The 19,743-nt window shown below is 74.3% G+C and carries 15 protein-coding genes; 11 read left to right on the top strand and 4 right to left on the bottom strand.

The genetic code is table 11. The features are described 5' to 3' along the window. Positions 1-71 precede the first annotated feature (71 nt). Positions 72-287 carry a helix-turn-helix domain-containing protein gene (locus EDF18_RS06915; RefSeq protein WP_123547354.1) on the top strand — a complete coding sequence of 72 codons (216 nt, stop codon included), beginning with the start codon at positions 72-74 and terminating at the stop codon, positions 285-287. Further along, positions 281-1,555 (top strand): HipA domain-containing protein, encoded by a 1,275-nt coding sequence (locus tag EDF18_RS06910; RefSeq protein ID WP_123546966.1) that lies wholly within the window; start codon positions 281-283, stop codon positions 1,553-1,555. The genes EDF18_RS06915 and EDF18_RS06910 overlap by 7 nt, the downstream gene beginning before the upstream one ends. Before the next feature lie 24 nt (positions 1,556-1,579). Here the strand turns inward: EDF18_RS06910 and EDF18_RS06905 are convergent, their stop codons facing one another. Together EDF18_RS06905 and EDF18_RS06900 are read right to left on the bottom strand one after the other, a co-directional pair. Next, entirely contained in the window at positions 1,580-2,332 is a 753-nt protein-coding gene (locus EDF18_RS06905; protein ID WP_233569012.1) for a L,D-transpeptidase family protein, read from the bottom strand. 30 nt (positions 2,333-2,362) lie between these two features. Continuing rightward, complete coding sequence (locus EDF18_RS06900) at positions 2,363-3,676, bottom strand: GDSL-type esterase/lipase family protein (RefSeq protein WP_123546965.1); 1,314 nt, start codon at positions 3,674-3,676, stop codon at positions 2,363-2,365. A 209-nt stretch (positions 3,677-3,885) separates the two neighbouring features. On the opposite strand from EDF18_RS06900, the gene EDF18_RS06895 reads away from it, so the two are divergent. From EDF18_RS06895 to deoC, 7 genes are all read left to right on the top strand, one after another. Beyond that, entirely contained in the window at positions 3,886-6,450 is a 2,565-nt protein-coding gene (locus EDF18_RS06895; RefSeq protein WP_123546964.1) for an excinuclease ABC subunit UvrA, read from the top strand. Positions 6,451-6,527: 77 nt separating this feature from the next. Continuing rightward, on the top strand, positions 6,528-7,178 hold the full coding sequence (locus tag EDF18_RS06890; protein WP_123546963.1) for a TetR/AcrR family transcriptional regulator: 651 nt from the start codon (positions 6,528-6,530) through the stop codon (positions 7,176-7,178). A gap of 130 nt (positions 7,179-7,308) precedes the next feature. Then, complete coding sequence (locus tag EDF18_RS06885; protein ID WP_123546962.1) at positions 7,309-9,930, top strand: MMPL family transporter; 2,622 nt, start codon at positions 7,309-7,311, stop codon at positions 9,928-9,930. A 43-nt stretch (positions 9,931-9,973) separates the two neighbouring features. After that, positions 9,974-11,332 carry a DUF2254 domain-containing protein gene (locus EDF18_RS06880; RefSeq protein WP_158614636.1) on the top strand — a complete coding sequence of 453 codons (1,359 nt, stop codon included), beginning with the start codon at positions 9,974-9,976 and terminating at the stop codon, positions 11,330-11,332. Between the two features lie 335 nt (positions 11,333-11,667). Further along, positions 11,668-13,080, top strand: a complete 1,413-nt coding sequence (locus EDF18_RS06875; protein ID WP_123546960.1) for an alpha/beta hydrolase — start codon at positions 11,668-11,670, stop codon at positions 13,078-13,080. Further along, positions 13,077-14,714, top strand: a complete 1,638-nt coding sequence (locus EDF18_RS06870; RefSeq protein ID WP_199732343.1) for a GMC family oxidoreductase — start codon at positions 13,077-13,079, stop codon at positions 14,712-14,714. The genes EDF18_RS06875 and EDF18_RS06870 overlap by 4 nt, the downstream gene beginning before the upstream one ends. Then, complete coding sequence (deoC, locus tag EDF18_RS06865; protein ID WP_123546959.1) at positions 14,711-15,409, top strand: deoxyribose-phosphate aldolase; 699 nt, start codon at positions 14,711-14,713, stop codon at positions 15,407-15,409. Before EDF18_RS06870 ends, deoC begins: the two co-directional genes overlap by 4 nt. A gap of 209 nt (positions 15,410-15,618) precedes the next feature. Here deoC and EDF18_RS06860 read toward each other — a convergent pair whose 3' ends face one another. Further along, the gene (locus EDF18_RS06860; protein WP_233569011.1) at positions 15,619-16,206 is read right to left on the bottom strand and encodes a class I SAM-dependent methyltransferase; all 588 of its coding nucleotides are present in this window, start codon (positions 16,204-16,206) and stop codon (positions 15,619-15,621) included. Between the two features lie 319 nt (positions 16,207-16,525). After that, entirely contained in the window at positions 16,526-17,248 is a 723-nt protein-coding gene (gene aztA / locus EDF18_RS06855) for a zinc ABC transporter ATP-binding protein AztA (protein ID WP_123546957.1), read from the bottom strand. 44 nt (positions 17,249-17,292) lie between these two features. Here aztA and aztB point away from each other — a divergent pair, with 44 nt between their 5' ends. Both aztB and EDF18_RS06845 read left to right on the top strand, forming a co-directional pair. Continuing rightward, positions 17,293-18,288, top strand: a complete 996-nt coding sequence (gene aztB, locus EDF18_RS06850; protein WP_123546956.1) for a zinc ABC transporter permease AztB — start codon at positions 17,293-17,295, stop codon at positions 18,286-18,288. Next, complete coding sequence (locus EDF18_RS06845) at positions 18,285-19,688, top strand: ABC transporter (RefSeq protein ID WP_123546955.1); 1,404 nt, start codon at positions 18,285-18,287, stop codon at positions 19,686-19,688. Before aztB ends, EDF18_RS06845 begins: the two co-directional genes overlap by 4 nt. Positions 19,689-19,743: the final 55 nt, after the last annotated feature.

The raw sequence follows: 19,743 nt of genomic DNA, 5'->3' as shown, positions 1-19,743 counted from the left end.
GACATCCCGTACTGTGGTCGTACGGCGACATGACTGCGCCGGCCATCAGCGGGAGGAACGCCGTGTACACGATGCGAGAGGCAGCTGCCGTGGTCCGCGAGCTCCGCGACGAGCGGGGATGGACGCAGGCTCAGCTGGCCGAGAGGGCACGTGTCTCACGCTCCTTCGTCGCGGACGTGGAGGCAGGCAAGGCGAGCGTCGAGGCGTCGAAGGTCTTCGACCTCTGGCAGGCGCTCGGCTTCGAGGTCGCCCTGCGAGCTCGCGACACCGGCGACGTCCGATGGTGACTGAGCTGGCAGTCCACCTCGATGGACAGCTCTGCGGCGTGGTGACCCAGTCCGCCGGAGGCGACGTGACGTTCCGCTACGACGAGCCCTGGCGCCGGTCGCCGTCGCCGACGCCGCTCTCGTTGTCGATGCCCCTCGCGGCGGCGACGCACAGGAAGCGTGTCGTGCTGCCGTTCCTCCGGGGGCTGCTCACCGACAACGCGGAGGCGCTCGAGGCCACCGCCAGGCGGTTCGGGGTCTCCCGGGCGAATCCGGTCGCCTTGCTCGAGCGCGTCGGGGCGGACGTCGCAGGGTCGGTCCAGATCACGGGGCCCGGGTCGTCGCCCGAGGACGCGACGGGGTCGCGTGACCTCGTCACGCCCGTCTCCGACGCCGCGGTCGGCACGATGCTCCGCCATGCCGTGTCGGAGTACGCGGAAGGGGTGCCGTGGTCCGACGCCGTCGGCCGGTTCAGCCTCGCCGGTGCACAGCCCAAGATCGCCCTGCACCGTCTCGACGACGGCTGGGGGACGCCGCGGGAGGCGACCCCGACGACGCACATCCTCAAGCCGGTCGCCGGTGCGGCGCGTCGCATCGACGTGGTCGAGCAGCTCACCATGCGCGCGGCGCACCACCTGGGCAACGACGTGGCGGAGTCGGAGCTCGTCGAGATCGACGGTCTCGACGTGTACGTCACGCGGCGCTACGACCGCGAGCTCGTCGAGGGCACGTGGCGTCGACTGCACCAGGAGGATCTCTGCCAGGCGCTCGCGGTCTCCCCGGACAAGAAGTACCAGCACCGCGACGGAGGGCCCGGGCTGGCTGCCGTCGCGGGACTCGCCCGGTCCCTGCCCCGAGAGGCAGACCGGCGCGAGCTCGCCGCGACGTTCTATCGGGCCGTCGTGTTCAACGTCGTCGCCGGGTGCACCGACGCCCACGCGAAGAACTACTCGGTGCTGCTCGACGGTGACCACGTGTCCCTGGCCCCGCTCTACGACCTCGTCACCTACGCGCCCTACTGGGACCGCGTCTCCCGCATCGACAGCGCCATGCACGTGGGCGGCGAGTACTCGTTGGCGCGCATCGGGGCAGGAGATCTCGTCGACGCGGGCCGGTCCTTCGGGCTTGGGCGCGAGGAAGCCACGGAGGTCGTCGAGGGCGTCCGGCGCGGGCTCGTCGCGGCCTTCGAGCAGGCCGTCGACGGGCTGCGCGAGGACGTGCGTCTCTCGTCGGGCATCGTCGACGACGTGATGGCCGGCGTCCGCGCCCTGCCGCTCGTCCACGGCTGACCTGCAGGCGCGCGGCCGTGCCCGCTACGTGATCGTGATCGGCGTCCCGAGCGGGAGCATCGCGGCGAGCTCGCTGATGTCGGCGTTCGAGAGGCGGATGCAGCCGTGGCTGGCGGCCTGGCCGATGCTGGCCTCGTCGTCCGTGCCGTGCAGGCCGATCTGGCCGGGGCCTCCGCCGAACGAGTTGAGGGCGTCGGAGAACGCGGAGAGGCCGTAGGCGAAGGGGCCGTAGCCCTGGTTCGTCGGGGCGAGCAGCTCGGTCAGGTAGAACGAGCCGGTCGGCGTCGGCGTGCCGCCGGTGCCGGTCGCGACCGGGAACGACTTCTTCTCGACGCCGGCGTCGTAGAGCACGAGGGTGTTGCTCGTCGTCGAGGCGACCAGGGCGTAGGAGGTGGTGGTCAAGGTCACGGCGGAGGCCGGCACCCAGCCGCTGCTCCCGTTCGGCCGCTGCGCGACGGAGACGTTCACCCAGTCGCCCTCCTGGCCGAGCACGAGCAGCACGAGCGGCGCGCCGGACGCCTGTGGGTTGTCCAGGGTGGTCGTGACGGCGCCGTCGGGGGCGTCGTGCACCTCGACCGAACGGCCCGTGACGCTCGCGACGGTCGACGTCGAGGGGACGGCGGGGGCGGCGCTCAGCGTCGGGGTCGGCGCGGGGGCGGTGGCGGACGGGGTCGAGCTCGGCGCCGGACGGTCGGGCTCGTCGTCGGCGGTGGAGCACCCCGTGAGGAGGGCAGCGGAGAGCACGACGGCGGCGAGGGGAGCGAGGCGACGGAGCACGGCCTCAGTGTACGTGGACGTGACGAAGTCTCAGGCGGCCGCGAGGCGGAACAGCTCCCGCTCGACGTCGAGCGCGAACTCCCGCAGCCGCTCGACCTGCAGCCCGGAGACGTCCCGAGGCTGCGGATCGAAGACGCACAAGGCCCCGATCCGCGTGCCGTCGGCCGTGTGCACAGGCCAGCCCGCGTAGAAGCGGATGTCGTTGCGGGGCAGCTCGAGCCCCTCCGCCCACGCGTCGGCGACGACGAAGGGCTCCTCCGAGCGGATCGTCGTGACGCAGAACGACTCGCTCAGCGGCATCGCCCGCGCGGACCCGAGCGTGCTGACGACGGCCCACTGGTGGTCGTCGAGGACGAGGTCGAACGCGGCTCCGTCGGTCGAGAAGGCCTCCCTCGCGCGGTCGGCGATGTCGTGCAGCGCCGCCGTCGGCTCCGCCTGCCCCAGCCCGGAGGCGGTGATCGCGTCCAGCCGGACGCGCTCGGGCTGCGGGCGGCTGCGGGCCTTCTGCGGGGAGTCGGTGCGGGCGCGCTGGGCGTGCAGCAGCGGTGCCACGTGCTCGCTGAGTGCGTCGGCCCACTGCTCGTAGAGACGGCCGGTGGGGTCGTCGACGGCGGGGGGCGCCTCCTCGGCTCGGCCGTCCTGCGTGAGGCGCGGGAGCGCGGGCAGCGCGAGGTGCGTCACGCGGGCGTGGGCAGAGCAGACCTCGTCGGCGGCGTCGCTCAGCAGCCGCGCGTGGCGCTCGGCAGCGGCGGACGCGCGCAGCCCGAAGGTCGAGAGCGCGTCGCCCGGGGGAGCCGAGACGACGACCACCCGCGCGCAGGGCCGGAGTCGTGCCAGGAGCGAGACGACGACGGCGTCGAGCTCGCGGGCCCAGGGGCGCGGCGAGCGCAGCGTGAGGGCGTCGGCCGCTCCGAGGGTGACCACGACGACGTCCCAGTTCTCGAGGAAGACGTCGTCGAGGGCGGCTCGGACGGCCGGGAGCCGGTGCGTCGCCTCCGCCAACGCCGCCACGTGGGAGCCGCGACCCGTGCGGCGGGCGAGCCTCCGCGAGACACGGCCCGGCAGCGCCAGGTCGTGGGAGCTGACCCCCCAGCCCACGGCAGGACCTGCCCCGACGACGAGCACGCGGTCGGGGTCGACGCCTGCCCCGGCGCCGAAGGGGACGTCGCGCGGACGCGGGGTCGAGCTCGCCCTGGCGCGGAGCCACGCGTACCGCGCGGCCGAGACGGGCGAGCGGAGGAGGCGCCCGGCGGCCCCCGCGACGTCGTCCCGTCGGTCCCCGGTCGCGCCGCTCGGGCCCGCGTCGTCCGTGCCTGTGTCGCCTGTCTTCGTCGTCGTCGACATGGTCCGTCTCCCTGATCCGTCGTGCCCGCGAGTCGGTGAGCAGCAGGGCTGCCTCGCGTCCGGCACCCCCCGGCGCCGTGCCCCCACGCTAGCCACGGCGCGGCGGGCGGACAAGGCTGTCCGCCCGCCTTGCAGCCAGCTGTCGGCCTCGTCCCCCGCGCACCCGCCGACCCGGACCCGCTGCCGCAGCACCGCCTACCATCGCCCGGATGCCCTCCTCACGCTCGCGCGCCTCCTCGACACCCGCCGACGCGACCGTCGCCGTGCCCGCCGACGCGACTGCCGACGTTCCCGTGGCCGCACCGGATGCTGCGGTCACAGACGGCTTCGTCCGCGTCCGAGGCGCCCGCGAGAACAACCTGCGCGACGTGGACGTCGACGTGCCCCGCGACCGCATCGTCGCGTTCACCGGGGTCTCCGGCTCGGGCAAGTCGTCGCTCGCGTTCGGCACGATCTTCGCGGAGGCTCAGCGCCGGTTCCTGGAGTCGGTCGCGCCCTACGCCCGCCGACTCATCGCCCAGGGCAGCACCCCGCACGTCGCGTCCATCACCGGCCTGCCGCCGGCCGTCGCCCTGCAGCAGCGCCGCGGCGCGCCCAGCTCGCGGTCGACCGTCGGCACCCTCACCACCCTCTCGAACTCGACCCGCATGCTCTGGTCGCGCGCGGGCAGCTACCCCGCCGGCGCCGAGCGGCTCGAGTCCGACTCCTTCTCGCCGAACACCGTCGCCGGCGCCTGCCCGCGCTGCCACGGGCTCGGCACCGCCCACGAGGTCACCGAGGCGTCGGCGGTCCACGACGACTCGCTCAGCATCCGCGAGGGGGCCATCGCCGCCTGGCCCGGCGCCTGGCAGGGCAAGAACCTCCGCGACGTCACCGCCGTGCTCGGCCACGACATCGACTGCCCGTGGCGCGAGCTGCCGAAGGCCGACCGCGACTGGCTCCTCTTCACCGAGGAGCAGCCCATCGTCGAGGTCGTCCCGCAGCGCGACCGTGTCGCGAAGCCGTACAAGGGCCGGTTCTGGAGCGCCCGGGCCTTCGTGCTGCACACCCTCGCCGACTCCCAGAGCGAGACGCAGCGCGCCAAGGTGCTGCAGTTCGTCGAGTCGGGCCCCTGCTCGCTCTGCGGCGGCACCGGACTGACGCGCGCGGCGCTCGCCGTGACCTTCGCGGGGCGAACGATCGCCGAGCTGAACGGGCTGCCCCTGTCCGAGGTGGCCGAGGTGCTGCGGCCGACCGCCTCGCTGGCGCACGCGACCGCGGCGACCTCGCGCGCCTCCTCGGGCGAGGGCACCGAGGTGGCCGTCACCATCGCACGCGACCTGCTGTCGCGGGTCGAGGTGCTCACCGGCCTCGGGCTCGGCTACCTCAGCCTCGACCGCGCGACGCCGACGCTCTCGCCGGGCGAGATGCAGCGGCTGCGGATCGCGACGCAGCTGCGCTCCGGGCTCTTCGGCGTCGTCTACGTACTCGACGAGCCGAGCGCGGGCCTGCACCCGGCCGACGCCGAGTCGCTGGTCGAGGTGCTCGAGGCCCTCCGCGCCGGGGGCAACAGCGTGTTCGTCGTCGAGCACGACATGGAGATCGTCCGTCGCGCCGACTGGGTCGTCGACGTCGGGCCGGGCGCCGGCACCGGGGGAGGAGAGGTGCTCTACAGCGGCCCCGTCGACGGCCTCGCCGACGTCGAGGCGTCGGTCACCCGTCGGTTCCTCGCGCCGCGTCGCGCGCCGTCGGCCCCGTGGCGCGACGGCGAGGAGGCGCGCGAGGCCACCGAGGAGGCGCGCGACACCGCCGAGGACGCACCCGCCTCCCGTTCCCCGCGCGTCCCGTCAGCGTGGCTCGAGCTGCGCGACGTCGCCCGGCACAACCTCCGTGCCCTCGACGTCGACGTGCCGCTCGGGGTGCTCACCGCCGTCACGGGCGTGTCCGGCTCGGGCAAGTCGAGCCTCGTCGGCGGCGTCCTCGCCGAGCGGGCGACCGAGCACCCGCTGGTCGACCGCGTGGTGCAGGTCGACCAGGCGCCGATCGGACGCACCCCGCGGTCGAACCTCGCGACGTACACCGGCCTGTTCGACGCGGTGCGCGCCTCCTTCGCGGCCACCGACGAAGCGAGGGCACGCGGCTGGGGCGCCGGGCGCTTCTCGTTCAACGTGGTCGGCGGTCGCTGCGAGGTCTGCCAGGGCGAGGGCTCGGTCACGGTCGAGCTGCTCTTCCTGCCGGGCAGCTGGGCGCCCTGCCCGGAGTGCCACGGGGCGCGGTACACGGCCGAGACGCTCGAGGTGACCTGGCACGGCGCGACGATCGCCGACGTGCTCGGGATGACCGTCGACGAGGCCGAGGGGTTCCTCGGCGACGTGCCGGCCGCCTCCCGCGCGCTCTCGACGCTGCGGCAGGTCGGCCTCGGCTACCTGCGGCTGGGGCAGCCGGCCCCCGAGCTGTCGGGCGGCGAGGCGCAGCGGATCAAGCTCGCGACCGAGCTGCAGCGGATGCGCGGCGGCCACACGCTGTACCTGCTCGACGAGCCGACGACGGGCCTGCACCCCGCGGACGTCGAGCTGCTCGTCGCGCAGCTGCAGCGGCTGGTCGACGCGGGCAGCACGGTCGTCGTGGTCGAGCACGCGATGGACGTCGTCGCGGCCGCCGACCACGTGATCGACCTCGGCCCCGGCGGGGGAGACGCGGGCGGGCAGGTCGTCGCGACGGGTACGCCGCGCGAGGTCGCCGAGTCGGGCGCGAGCCGCACGGCGCCGTACCTGGCCCGGGCCCTCGGCCGCTGAGGCGTCGGCCGAAGTTCCCAGCGATTCCCCACCTGGGCGCCGTGCACCGAGTGCGTCGCTGCACTTAGTGTAGGCAGGTGCCCTCGACCGCCCCCGCCCTCGACCGACGTGCCGCCCTCAAGGCGCGGCACCGTCAGGCGATCCTCGACGCGGCCGACGCGCTGATCGCGGAGCAGGGCGCCCCGCGCTTCAGCGTCGACGAGCTCGCCGCCCGCGCGGACGTGTCGCGCCGCACGATCTTCAACCACTTCGCGAGCCTCGACGAGGTCGTGATGACGCTCTGCACGGCGGCTCTGACCGACGCGATCGACGAGTTCCGGGCGGCCACGACGGCCGTGGCGACCTCCGAGGTCGCCGGCACCCGCTCCTCCTTGTTCGACGAGGTGGTGCTCGCTCTCCGCAGCATCGACCTGCCGGCCGTCGTCGCCTACCTGTGGCGCGTGCTCGACGGCGACGCGGAGGCGAACGGCGCAAACAAGGGAGTGCAGGACGTCTTCTCCCGCGCGACCGAACACCTCGCCGCCGATGCCGCCCGACGGAGCATCGCGGTCGACCAGCTTGACGTCGAGCTCCTCGTGAGCTCGCTGCTGCACGGCATCGCGGTCATCGCCGAGCACTGGGTGCGCCGGACGGACGGCGCCCTGGACGACGAAGGCCGGGCCGTCTGGGCCGAGCTGCTCGATCGTCTCGTGACGAGCGTGCGCACCGGCTACGCGCCCCCTGCCTGACCCCAGGCCGACCCCGACCCCACCGCCCCGACCTGCCCGACCCCACCTCCTTCCCGACGACGCGACGCGAGGCTCCACCACCCCACGGACCGACCACCGGCCCACCGCACCACCAGGAGGACGACCGCCCATGGCATCCCTGCTCTACCGACTCGGCCGGCTGTCGGCCCGACGCGCCTGGGTGGTGATCGCCGCCTGGATCGTCGTGCTCGGCCTCGCCGGCGGCTCGTTCGCCCTCTTCGGCGGCACGCTGACCACCGCCGTGAGCATCCCCGGCACGAAGACGCAGGAGGTGTCGGACCAGCTCGCCGACAAATTCCCGCAGGCGAGCGGCGGCACGGGCTCGGTCGTCTTCACGACCAGCGACGACAGCGCCTTCAGCGCCGACCAGCAGGCCGACATCGTCTCGCTGCTCGGCGGCATGACCGACCTCGACGACGTCAAGGGCACGGTCGACCCGTTCGCCACGCAGGCACAGCTCGCCGACCAGCAGGCGAAGATCGACTCCGGTCGCCAGCAGATCACGGACGGCCGCAGCCAGATCGAGTCCGGCCAGGCGCAGATCGACGCCGCCCAGGCGCAGCTCACCGCGGGCCAGCAGCAGCTCGACGCCGCGCGCGCCCAGGCGGCGGCCGCCGGCCAGCTCGCCGCGGCGCAGGCGCAGCTCGACGCTCAGCAGGCGCAGATCACCGCGGGTCAGCAGCAGATCGACACGCAGCAGGCGACCCTCGACTCGAGCCTCTCCGAGCTCGAGACGCAGGAGAAGACGCTCGAGGACGGCGCCTCGCTGCTCGACCTCTCGTCCGGCATCCGCCAGGTGTCGGAGGACGGCACCACGGCCGTCGCCACCGTCCAGTTCGACAAGGCGCTCAACCTGGTGCCCTCGGAGGCGAAGGAGGCGGTCGTCTCGCACCTGGAGGACGCCGACATCGCCGGCGTCGACGTCGAGGTCTCGAACGACATCGCCGCGACGATCCCCGAGATCCTCGGCCCGGGCGAGGTCGGCGGCGTCATCATCGCCGCCATCGTCCTGTTCGTCATGCTCGGCACCCTGATCGGCGCCGGCCTGCCCCTGCTCAACGCCCTGGTCGGTGTCGGCGTCGGCGTGCTCGCCTCGCTGTCGCTCTCGGGCGCCGTCGAGATGCTCTCGGTCACGCCCGTGCTGGGCGTGATGCTCGGCCTCGCGGTGGGCATCGACTACTCGCTGTTCATCCTCAACCGGCACCGCACGCAGCTGAAGGCGGGCGTGCCGCTCGACGAGTCGATCGGGCTGGCCAACGGCACGTCCGGCAACGCCGTCGTGTTCGCCGGCTCGACCGTGCTCATCGCCCTGCTCGCGCTGAACCTGACGGGCATCCCGTTCCTCGGCTTGATGGGCACCGTCGGCGCGGTCTGCGTGTTCGTGGCCATCCTCATCGCGATCACGCTGACGCCGGCGCTGCTGCGCCTCGTCGGCCCGCGCATCCTCACGAAGAAGGCGCGTGCCGCAGTCGGCCGCACCGGCGCCGTGAAGGTGCCGTCGAAGCCGATGGGCACCGGCCGTGCCGTGCTGACGCTGATCGCGGGCGTCGCCGTACTGCTGATCATCGCCATCCCCGCGCTGTCGATGCGCCTCGGCCTCCCGGCCGGGTCGTCGGAGCCCGTCGACTCGAGCGCCTACCAGGCGTACAAGATCGTCGAGGACAAGTTCGGCGCCGGCGTCAACGGGCCGCTGCTCGTCGTCGCCGACCTCGACCAGGCCGTCTCGGACGACGACCTCGTCGCCGAGCAGGTGCGCGTCGGCACCGAGCTGGCCGCCCAGGACGACGTCGCCGCGATCGCCCCGATCGGCGCCTCGGACGACGACACCCTGCTCGCGTTCCAGGTCGTGCCCGAGGGCGGGCCGACGGCCGAGTCGACCGAGCAGCTGGTCCGCGACCTGCGCTCGCTCGACGTCGAGGGCGTCTCGTCGCTCGGCGTGGCCGGCAACGCGTCCGGCAACATCGACGTCAGCGAGAAGCTGGCCGCGGCCCTGCCGCTGTACCTGCTCGTCGTCGTCGGGCTGTCGCTGATCATCCTGATCTTCGTGTTCCGGTCGATCCTCGTGCCGGTGACCGCGACGCTCGGGTTCGTCCTGTCGCTGTTCGCCGCGTTCGGCGGCGTGACCGCGGTGTTCCAGTGGGGCTGGCTGGGCCCGGTGTTCGGGGTGCACGACCCCGGCCCGATCCTGAGCTTCCTGCCGATCCTCATGGTCGGGGTGCTGTTCGGGCTCGCGATGGACTACCAGCTGTTCCTCGTCAGCGGCATGCGCGAGTCGTACGCCCACGGGTCGCCGGCGCGGCTCGCCGTCCAGCGCGGCGTCCACGCCGGGCGGACCGTGGTCATCGCCGCGGCGCTGATCATGGCGGCGGTCTTCTCGGGCTTCGTCTTCTCGAACTCCGTGATGATCCAGTCGATCGGGCTGGGGCTCGCGCTCGGTGTGCTCGTCGACGCGTTCGTCGTCCGCCTGCTGCTGATCCCCGCGGTGATGCACCTGCTCGGCGACGCCGCGTGGTGGATCCCGAAGTGGCTCGACCGCATCCTGCCCGACGTCGACGTGGAGGGCGCGTCGCTCGAGCGGTCGCACCCGGCTTCGGGCGCTGACGGCGGTGCGGGTGCGGGCTCCGGCTCCGGCTCGGGTTCGTCTGACACCGTGTCGCACGTCGCGGCCGAGGCGCCCGTCGACGCCGAGACGTCGACCCGGCACCACGGGGACGGCGCCCACCGGGCCTGACCCGTCCCCCGGGCCACGGCCCGACCAGCGTCGAGGAGGCGCGGTGCGGCACCCTGCCGCGCCGCGCCTCCTCGTCTGCGTGCGCGACCTGGGCCGGGCCGTCGCGGTCGCGACCGGGCACAGTGTGGGGCATGCCCCTCTGCCGCGTCCGCGCCTCCTCCGCCCTCGTGACCCGCCCGTGAGGGCCGTCCTGCTCCGCGCGCGGGAGTCGTTCTGGTTCTTCCCGGCGCTGCTCGGCGTCGTCGCGATCGTCGCGGCCGAGCTGCTCGTCGCCGTCGACCGCGGCCTGATCGGCGCCGGCACCGTCGGCCTGCCCTTCCTCGACGCGCTGAGCGCCAGCGGCGGACGGTCGCTGCTCTCGATCATCGGCTCGTCGATGCTCACGGTGGCCGGCACCTCGTTCTCGATCACCATCTCGGTGCTCGCCACGACGTCGTCGACCTACGGCCCGAGGCTCGTCCGCAACTTCATGGCCGACCGCGCCAACCAGCTCGTGCTGGCGGCCTTCACCTCGACGTTCCTCTACGCGATCGTCGTGATGCGCTCGGTGCACACCGAGGTCGACGGCGCCGACGCGTTCGTGCCCCTGCTCGCCGTGCACGGAGCCGTGCTGCTCGGCGTGGTCGACGTCGGCGTGCTCGTCTTCTTCATCCACCACATCGCGACGTCGGTGCAGATCACGTCGCTGCAGCAGCAGGTGCTGGGCGACCTGCGCACGGCGGCCGACCTCGCCTACCCGGCCTCACCCGGCGACCGCGTCGAGACCGAGCCGCAGGAGGCGCCCCGCACGACGGCCGCGGTGCGCACCGACCGGGACGGCTACGTCCAGGCCGTCGACTGGCCGCGGCTCGTCCGCGTCGCGGCCGACGCCGATATGGTCGTGGACGTGCGCTCGATGCCCGGCAGCTGGGTCATCGTCGGCGACGAGCTCGTCGGCACGACGACGACCGCGTCGTCCGCCACGGCGACGGCGATCCGCGCCTGCGTGACGCTCGGCTCGTCGCGGACCCCGCACCAGGACGTCGGCTACGCGCTCCAGCAGCTCGTGGAGATCGCCGTGCGCGGCCTGGCCTCCGGCACCAACGACCCCTACACGGCGGTGAGCGCGCTCGACATGTCGACCGCGGTGCTCGTGCCCGTGTGGCGCGGACGCGACCGCGTGACCGGGCACCGCGACGCCGACGGGACGCTCCGCGTCGTCGTCGGGCTGCCGTCGGTCGAGTCGCTCGTCGACTCGGTCGTGGCGGGCGTCGAGACGTACGGCGCCGACCAGCCCGCCGTGGTCGCGGCGGCGCGCCGGCTCGTCGGGCGCCTGCGGGACGTGTCGCCGGAGCGGCGGCTCGGCACGGTCGACGAGCTCGAGCGACGTCTGGCGGCGTTGCCGGCCGCAGTTGCCGCCTGAGCCTGCACGACCGGTCGTGACCCGAGCCTGAGCCGCAGCGACCCGGGCGTGGCCCTCCGCGACCCGGCCTCTGCACGTCGGCGGGTACCCGTCGTGTCGGGCGGGTCAAGATCCCTGTCGGCGGGTTCCCGTCGTCCTCGGCGGGTCGGCGCTGACCCGCCGACGGCCACGGGAACCCGCCGACACCCAGTTCGAGGAGGCAGGCGTACCCCGGCGGGAGGCGGCAGGCTGGGAGGGCGGTCAGCCGTGCGTTCGTAGTGTCGGCGGTGCCTCGTAGTGTCCGACGTGCCCCCGCTGCCCGGGGGCACCGCGCCGAGGCCCCTCGAGGAGCACCCGTGAACACACCCGTCGACGCTGCCCGTCCGACGATCTTCTTCCTGCACGCCCTGGGCATGAGCGCCCGTGAGTTCGACGGCGTCGCCGCACGGCTCGCCGACACGGCCGACGTGGTCGCGCTCGACCTGCCCGGCTTCGGCGACGCGAGCGCCGCCTCCGGCGTCTCGGTCGACGCCATGGCGGCGCTCGTCGTGCGCAAGGTCCGGCGCCACGCGCCCGGCCGGTGGCTGCTGGTCGGCCACAGCATGGGCGGCAAGATCGCCTCCGTCGTGGCCTCCCGGGCCCTCGCCGGCGAGCACGGGCTCTTCGGCCTCAGCGGCGTCGTGCTGCTCGCGGCCTCGCCGCCGACGCCCGAGCCGATGAGCGACGACGACCGCGCCGAGAAGCGCGCGATGGCCGACGGCGGGGCGATCGACGCCGCCTCGGCTCGTGCCTTCGTCGACGCGAACCTGGGCGCGCCGCTCGACCCGCCGTCCGACGCGACCGCCGTCGCCGACGTGCAGCGCGCCTCCGCCGAGGCCTGGACGGCCTGGTTCGACCGCGGCAGCCGAGAAGACTGGTCCGAGACGGTCGGAGTGCTCGACGTGCCCGCCGTCATCTTGGCGGGCGGCAGCGACGGCGACCTCGGCGAGGCGGCGCAGCGAGAGCTCAACGGCCGCGTCTACCCGCGGGCCCAGGTGCACGTGCTCGAGGGCGCGGGTCACCTGCTGCCCCTCGAGCGTCCCGACGAGGTCGCCGCCGCGATCCGTGACCTCTGGCGCGACGAGGCCGGCACCGGCCCGGTCGTGCCCGTCGACGTGGTCCGCACCCTCGCCTCCTCGCGGGTCAGCACGCAGACCCGCGCGCTGCACGCGCGCCGCGTCCTGGCGGACGACCCGCGTTACCGTCCGGTCGTCGTCGACGAGGCGCAGCTGCAGACCCTGCGCGTGCTGAGCGACCGCATCGTGCCGCAGCGGGCTCCCGAGCCGCGGCAGGCGATCGACCTGGCCGCCCGGGTCGACGCCCGGGTCGGCTCCGGCCGGGGCGACGGCTGGCGCAACGCCGCCCTGCCGCCCGATCCCGAGGCCTATCGCCGCGGGCTCGACGAGCTGGCCGGCTTCGGCGACCTGTCACGGGCCGAGCAGGACGCCCTCGTCACCGCGATCATCGCCGGCGAGCACGAGCCCCGGTCCGACGACTTCACCGCCGAGCAGATGACGCTCTGGTTCGAGGACTGCCGGGTCGACCTCGTCCGCACGTGGCTGTCGCACCCGGCGACGATGTCGCGCATCGGCTACGACGGCTACGCGAACGGCGGCGACGGTCCGCGGTTCCAGGGCTTCCAGCTGCTGGCCGCCGATGCCCGAGAAGCGTGGGAACCGACCATGGAGGCAGCACGAACGCAGGCAGCACCGACGGAGGCAGCACGATGAAGCTCGACGACATGACCACCTACGGGCACGACGAGGTCGTCGACGCCGTCGTCGTGGGCACCGGCGCGGGAGGCGCGCCCCTGCTGGCGAAGCTGGCGGCAGCCGGCCTGCGCGTCGTCGCGATCGAGGCGGGGCCGAACTTCGACCCCGAGCTGTACACGAACGACGAGGAAGCGGGCACGGCCATCAACTGGATGGACGAGCGCCTCAGCGACGGCGACGACCCGAACGCGTTCGGCCCGAACAACTCGGGTCGCGGCGTGGGCGGCTCCACCCTGCACTGGGGCGCCTTCGTGCCCCGGCCCGACGAGCGCGACCTGCACCTGAAGTCCGTCACCGGCCAGGGCGTCGACTGGCCCGTCGACTCCGCCGAGGTCACCCGCTACATCGAGCAGGTCGAGGCCTTCGTCGGCGTCTCGGGGCCGAGCGACTACCCGTGGGATCCCTCGCGGCGCTACGCGTACCCGCCTGCGGGACGCAACGCCGCGGCCGACATGATGGTGCGCGGCTGCGACGCGGTCGGCATCCGCACGGCCGACGCCCCCGAGGCGCTCATCACCCACGACCACCACCAGGAGCACGCGGGCCTCCGCCACGCCTGCGTCAGCTGCGGCAGCTGCCACCAGGGCTGCCGCAACGGCGCCAAGGTCAGCATGGACGTCACGTACCTCCCCAGCGCGGTCGCCCACGGCGCCGAGATCCGGCCCGACTCCACGGTGACGGGCATCGACACCGACGACAGCGGCGAGGTCACGGCCGTCGTCTACGTGCACGACGGTGTCGAGCACCGACAGCGCACCGCGGCCCTGTTCCTCTGCGCCGGCGGCGTCGAGACCCCGCGCCTGCTGCTGCACACCGGCCTCGCGAACAGCAGCGGCCAGGTCGGGCGCAACTTCATGGCGCACGGCGCGACCCAGGTCTGGGGCACCTTCGAGGGCGAGATGCGCGGGCACCGCGGCTATCCGTCGTCGATCATCACCGAAGACCTGAGGGCGCCTGCCGACGCCGACTTCGTGGGCGGTTACCTGATCCAGAGCCTCGGCGTCCCGCCGCTCACGCTCGCCACGACGCTGGTGCGCGGCGGCGGGCTCTGGGGCGACGAGCTGGCCGACGTCATCGGGGGCTACCGCCACCTGTCGGGCATCGGCATCAACGCCGAGTGCCTGCCGAGCGACGACAACCGCCTCGTGCTCTCCGACGAGCTCGACGAGGTCGGCGTGCCCAAGGCGCGCATCTCGTTCACGGCGGGCCCGAACGAGCAGGCCATCGACGAGCACGCCATCCGCACGATGACGTCGATCGTCGAGGCCGCGGGCGGGACCGACATCCGGGTCCTGGCCCGGACGGCGCACACCCTCGGCACCTGCCGCATGGGCGACGACGCGGCCGACGCCGTGGTCGACCCCGACGGCCGCAGCTTCGACGTGGCCAACCTGTGGGTCTGCGACAACTCGACGTTCCCCAGCGCCGTCGTGGCGAACCCCGCCTTGCTGCAGATGGCGATGTCGCTCCGCACGGCCGACCGGTTCCTCGCTCAGCACCCGACGGCCTCGGTCGTCGAGGTGCGCGACGGCCGGGCCGACGGCGACGCGGCGCAGAACGGTGCGGTCGACCGCCGTACCCTGGTGTCATGACCGAGACGACCCTCACCAGCGCCGACGCGGCGCGGCTCATCGACCACACCCTGCTCAAGCCCGAGGCGACCCGAGCCGACGTCGACGCCCTGATCGCGGAGGCCGTCGAGCTCGGCACGTACTCGGTCTGCGTCTCGCCGTCGATGTTGCCCCTCGTGCTGCCCGAGGGCGCCGACCTCAAGGTCGCCGTCGTCGCCGGGTTCCCCAGCGGCAAGCACACCTCCGCGGTCAAGGCCGCCGAGGCGGCCGAGGCAGTCCGTGCCGGGGCCGACGAGGTCGACATGGTCATCGACGTGGGTGCCGCGGTCGCCGGCGACTACGCCTCCCTCGAGGAGGACATCGCCGCGGTGCGCCAGGCCGTGCCGGCCCCGACCGTCCTCAAGGTCATCATCGAGTCCGCGGCGCTGAGCGACGACGCGATCGTCGGTGCCTGCAAGGCCGCCGAGTCGGCCGGTGCCGACTTCGTCAAGACCTCGACCGGGTTCCACCCGGCTGGCGGTGCGTCCGAGCACGCGGTCCGGCTGATGGCCGAGACCGTCGGCGGACGCCTCGGGGTCAAGGCCTCGGGCGGCGTGCGCACCCTCGCCGACGCGCAGAAGTACGTCGCCGCCGGCGCCACGCGCCTGGGCGTCTCGGGGTCGCGGGCGCTCCTCGCCGACTCGGCCGCCGCCTCCTCGGGGGCCGGTTCGTACTAGGCGCCGATCGTCTCTCGGACGCCCCGCTGCCGACCCGGCGGCGGGGCGTCCGTCCTTTCGGGAGCACACGTTCTAGGCCCCTGCCGCCTGCCGAGTGCCGCCTGCCCCTGACGCCGCCGAGTGACCGGAACACCACCTCGTTCACCGGTGTCGCGTCCACTCGGCGGTGTCCGAGCCCGGGCGATGCCGGCTGTGCAGGCGCTGCCGGTTCAGCGGACGGTGCGGTGCTCGGCGATCAGCGCCGCATGCGGGCGTGATCCGGGGTCGGTGCGGGTCGTCGTCCCGAGCACGGTGAGCCCGGCAGCCTCCAGCCGTGCCGCCAGCTCGTCGACCGGCCAGCGCCAGGCCGTCACGACGGTGTGCTCGAAGCGCTCGAGCGCCGGCCACTCGAAGAACCCCACGAGGAAGCGCCCGCCCGGACGCAGGACGCGCGCGACCTCCCGCAGCGGCCCGTCGATCGCGTCCGGAGAGTGGTGCACGAGCGAGTACCACGCCAGCACCCCGCCGAGGCTGCCGTCAGGTGCCGACAGGTGCTCGGCCGTGCCGACCTCGTAGCGGCCGCCCGGGTATGTGCCTCGGGCGTGCTCCACGAACGCGGGGACCGGGTCGACACCCGTGACGTCGAGTGAGCTGAGCGGGGCGTGCCCGCTGTGCCCGTTGCCCCTGCTGTGTCCGCCACGCCCGGCGAGGAATGCCGTCCAGTGGCCCGGCCCGCAGCCGAGATCGAGCACCGGTCCGTCGAGCTCGTCCGCCCACTGCGACACGATGCTGAGGTCGGCGGGGTGGACCGCGCTCATCGAGCCGAGTGCTGCCGCGTACTCCGCCGCTCGAGACGAGTAGGCCGAGCGGACGGCGACGGCGTCCGATCCAGGTTCGGCGTCGGATCCGGGTTCACTCGGCGGTCGCTGCACGCCCACCATCATCGCGCGGTGCCCACACCCGCCGCACCCGCGCACACCCTCCTGCGCGCATGAGGGTGCGTGCGGGTCCGCGGGGTGCCGCCGCCCCCCGCCGCCGCGGCCGCCGCGCGAGCTGCACCCCCGAACCCGCGCTACACCCGTGGAACGGGGGGTGCAGCGCCGATCCAGGGGTGTAGCTCGTCCTTCGCGAGGGCGCTCACGCCACGCGGCGGCCGTCCACGAGGTGCACGACGTCGATGCCCGGCCCGCGCAGCGCGTGGTCGTGGGTCGCCTCGACGACGGTGGCCCCGCGGGCGAGCTCGGCGTCGACGGCTGCTCGGATCAGGGCTGTGGCGGAGGCGTCGACCCCGGCCGTCGGCTCGTCGAGCAGCAGCAGGTCGGCCTGGCGTGCCAGCCCCTGAGCCACGAGCACGCGCTGCCGCTGCCCGCCCGACAACGCCGCCAGCGGACGCCGGGCGAGGTCGGCGACGTCGAGCGCCTCGAGGCAGTCGTCCACGACGGAACGGTCCCGACGCCCGAGCGGCCGCCACGCACCGAGCGCCCCCCACCTCCCCATCGCGACCGTCTCGCGCACGGTGATCGGCAGGCGGTCGGTGACCGCGCTCCGCTGGACGACGAGCGCCGTCGTGCCCGACGCGGGCAGGGCGACCTGCCCCTCCACGTCGCGGTGGGTGCCGGCCAGCACGCCCAGCAGCGTCGACTTCCCCGAACCGTTCGGGCCCACGAGCACCGTGAGCCGGCCGTCGAGCACGTCGACGTCGACTCCCCGCAGCGCGGTGCGTCCGTCGTGGTGGGCGCTGACGCCGAGGAGGCGCGCGACCGTCCCCGAGGTCGGCTCCGCGAGGCGAGAGTCGGGGCGGGAAGCGAGGCGAGAGGGGAGGTCGGAGGCCGGTGCGAGGGGTCCCGATGCGATGTCCATAGCTTGATCATACTGATAATCGTTTTCATGTATGGTCGTGCCTCGTGACCTTCCTCCTCGACCCGTTCAGCACGGCGTTCATGCTCAGGGCCCTCGTCGGCGGCGTGCTCGTCGCTGTGCTCTGCGGCGTCGTCGGCACCTGGGTCGTCGTCCGCGGCATGGCGTTCCTCGGGGAGGCCATGGCGCACGGAGTCCTGCCCGGCGTCGCCCTGGCCGCGCTCCTCGGGCTGCCCGCCGTGCTCGGCGCCGCCGTCAGCGCCGCCGTGATGACGGCCGGCGTCGGTCTCGTCACGCGACGGTCACGGGTCTCTCCCGACACCGCCATCGGCCTGCTCTACGTCGCGATGCTCAGCGTGGGCGTCGTGATCGTCTCCTGCTCACGCTCGTTCGCGACCGACCTCACGGCCGTGCTGTTCGGCGACGTGCTCGCCGTCGACCAGGGCGACCTCGTGTTCATCGCCGTCGCGGTCGTCGTCGGGGTCGTGGTCACGGCCGCGTTCCACCGCCCGTTCGTGGCCCTCGCCTTCGACCCGCGGGTCGCGAGCACGTCCGGCCTCCGCCCGGGGCTCGCCCACGTGGTGCTGGTCGGGCTCGTCACCCTCGTCGTCGTCGCCTCCTACCAGGCGGTGGGCAGCCTCCTCGTCGTGGGCCTCCTCATCGCCCCGGCCGTGGCCGCCGCCCAGTGGACCCGTCGCATCCCCACCACCATGGCCGCCGCCGCCGTCGTCGGCGCCCTCGCCGTGCTCGTCGGGCTGCTCGTCTCGTGGCACGCCTCGACGGCGGCGGGCGCGAGCATCGCCGCGTGCGCCGTGGCGCTGGCCGGGCTGTCGGCCGCGGCGCGTGCCGTGGTCGGAGACCGCGCCTCCTCGGCATCGACGCCTGGCGCGGACGCCGGGGCGACGCCCGCGCCCGCACCTGCACCCGCATCCGCACCCGCGGCGTCCGCGCTCGTCGCCTCCGTCGCCGCCCGCCCCGCACCTGACCGCCCGACCCTCGACCTCGCGCCCCCGGCGCGACAGGAAGCGACCCCGCACTCGTGACCAGAAGAACAGTCCTCCTCCCCGCCGCCCTCGTCGCGCTGCTCGCCCTCGCGGCCTGCAGCCCCGGCGCCGACTCCGCCGACGACGCCGGCAAGGCCGGTGCCGACGAGACCGCCGTCCCGCACGGGTACGTCGAGGGAGCCCGCGAGCTCCAGGAGCCGCAGCTCCGCCTCGTCGCCCTCGACGGCGACGTGCTGAGCGCCCTCGACCCTGCCTCGGGCGAGATCGTCGAGCTGGCGTCCGGGGGCTCGCTCGGCGACGCTTCCTCGCTCACGACCGACGGCCGGCACCTCTTCGCGGCGACCCCGGACGGGCGGCTCACCGTCGTCGACGGCGGCGCCTGGACGGTGCCCCACGGCGACCACTCGCACTACTACCTCGCGGATCCCCGGGTCGTCGCCGAGCCCGACGACCTGGCCGACCTCGGCGTCGAGACCGGCAGCGGCAGCGGCACCGGCGCCGACGGCGGCGCCGACGCGTCAGGCACGTCCGAGGACGCTGCGCAGGAGGTGCGGGCCGCCTCCAGCGCGTCCCTCACCGCCGCGTCCTGGTCGGCCACCGGCACGGGGCTCGTGCTCGACGGCGACGCCCTGGCCGACGGCGAGCTCGACGCGGTCGGGAGGATCGAGGGGACGCCGCACGCCGGCGTGCTCGTGCCGCTCGGCGACGAGCTGATCGCGAGCGTCGTCAGCGACGCGGCCGACGCCGCCGACGCGGCCGACGCGGCCGACGCCTCCGGCGCCTCCGAGCCCGCGCCCGTGCTCGCCGACACGGTCGTCGTCACGACCGCCGGGGGCGAGCCCGTCGATGGCCTCGAGGAGCCCTGCCCCGCTCTCCGCGGCTCGGCCGCGACCCGCGTCGGCGTCGTCGTCGGCTGTGCCGACGGCGCTGTGCTCGCCACCGCCGACAGCGCCGGCGACGTGACGCTCGAGCGCATCCCGTACCCGGCCGGGACGGCCGCGTCGGACGTGGCCACCTCGTTCCAGGCGCGCCCCGGCCGGCCGGCCGTCGCCTCCGTCGCCGGCACCCGCGGGGCCTGGCTGCTCGACACGCGGGCCCGCACCTGGACGCTGATCGAGACCCCGGAGCCGCTGCTGCGGGCGACGGCCGTCGGCGACTCGGACGACACGGTCGTGGCGGTCGACACCTCCGGACGCGTCGTCGTCCTCTCGCCCGAGGGCGTGCTCGCGCAGACGGAGCCGCTCGTCGCGGCCGACCTCGTCGCCGGAGCCGACGGGCCCGAGCTGCCCGCCGGCGTCGTCCTCGAGGTCGACGCGTCGCGCAGCTACCTGAACTCGCCGTCGGCGGGAGTCGTGCACGAGATCGACCACGCCGACTCGGCGCGGGTCGCCCGCACGCTGCCGCTGCCCGGCCGCCTGTTCGTGGAGACGGGTCGATGAGCCGCGCGCGCCTCCTCGGTTCCGGTCTCGGCTCGATGAACCGCGTTCCGAACCA

The sequence above is a fragment of the Frigoribacterium sp. PhB107 genome (assembly GCF_003751515.1).
GTDB lineage: Bacteria > Actinomycetota > Actinomycetes > Actinomycetales > Microbacteriaceae > Frigoribacterium.
Note: the sequence above shows the minus strand (reverse complement) of the source record. Positions and strands in the feature narration are given on the sequence as shown.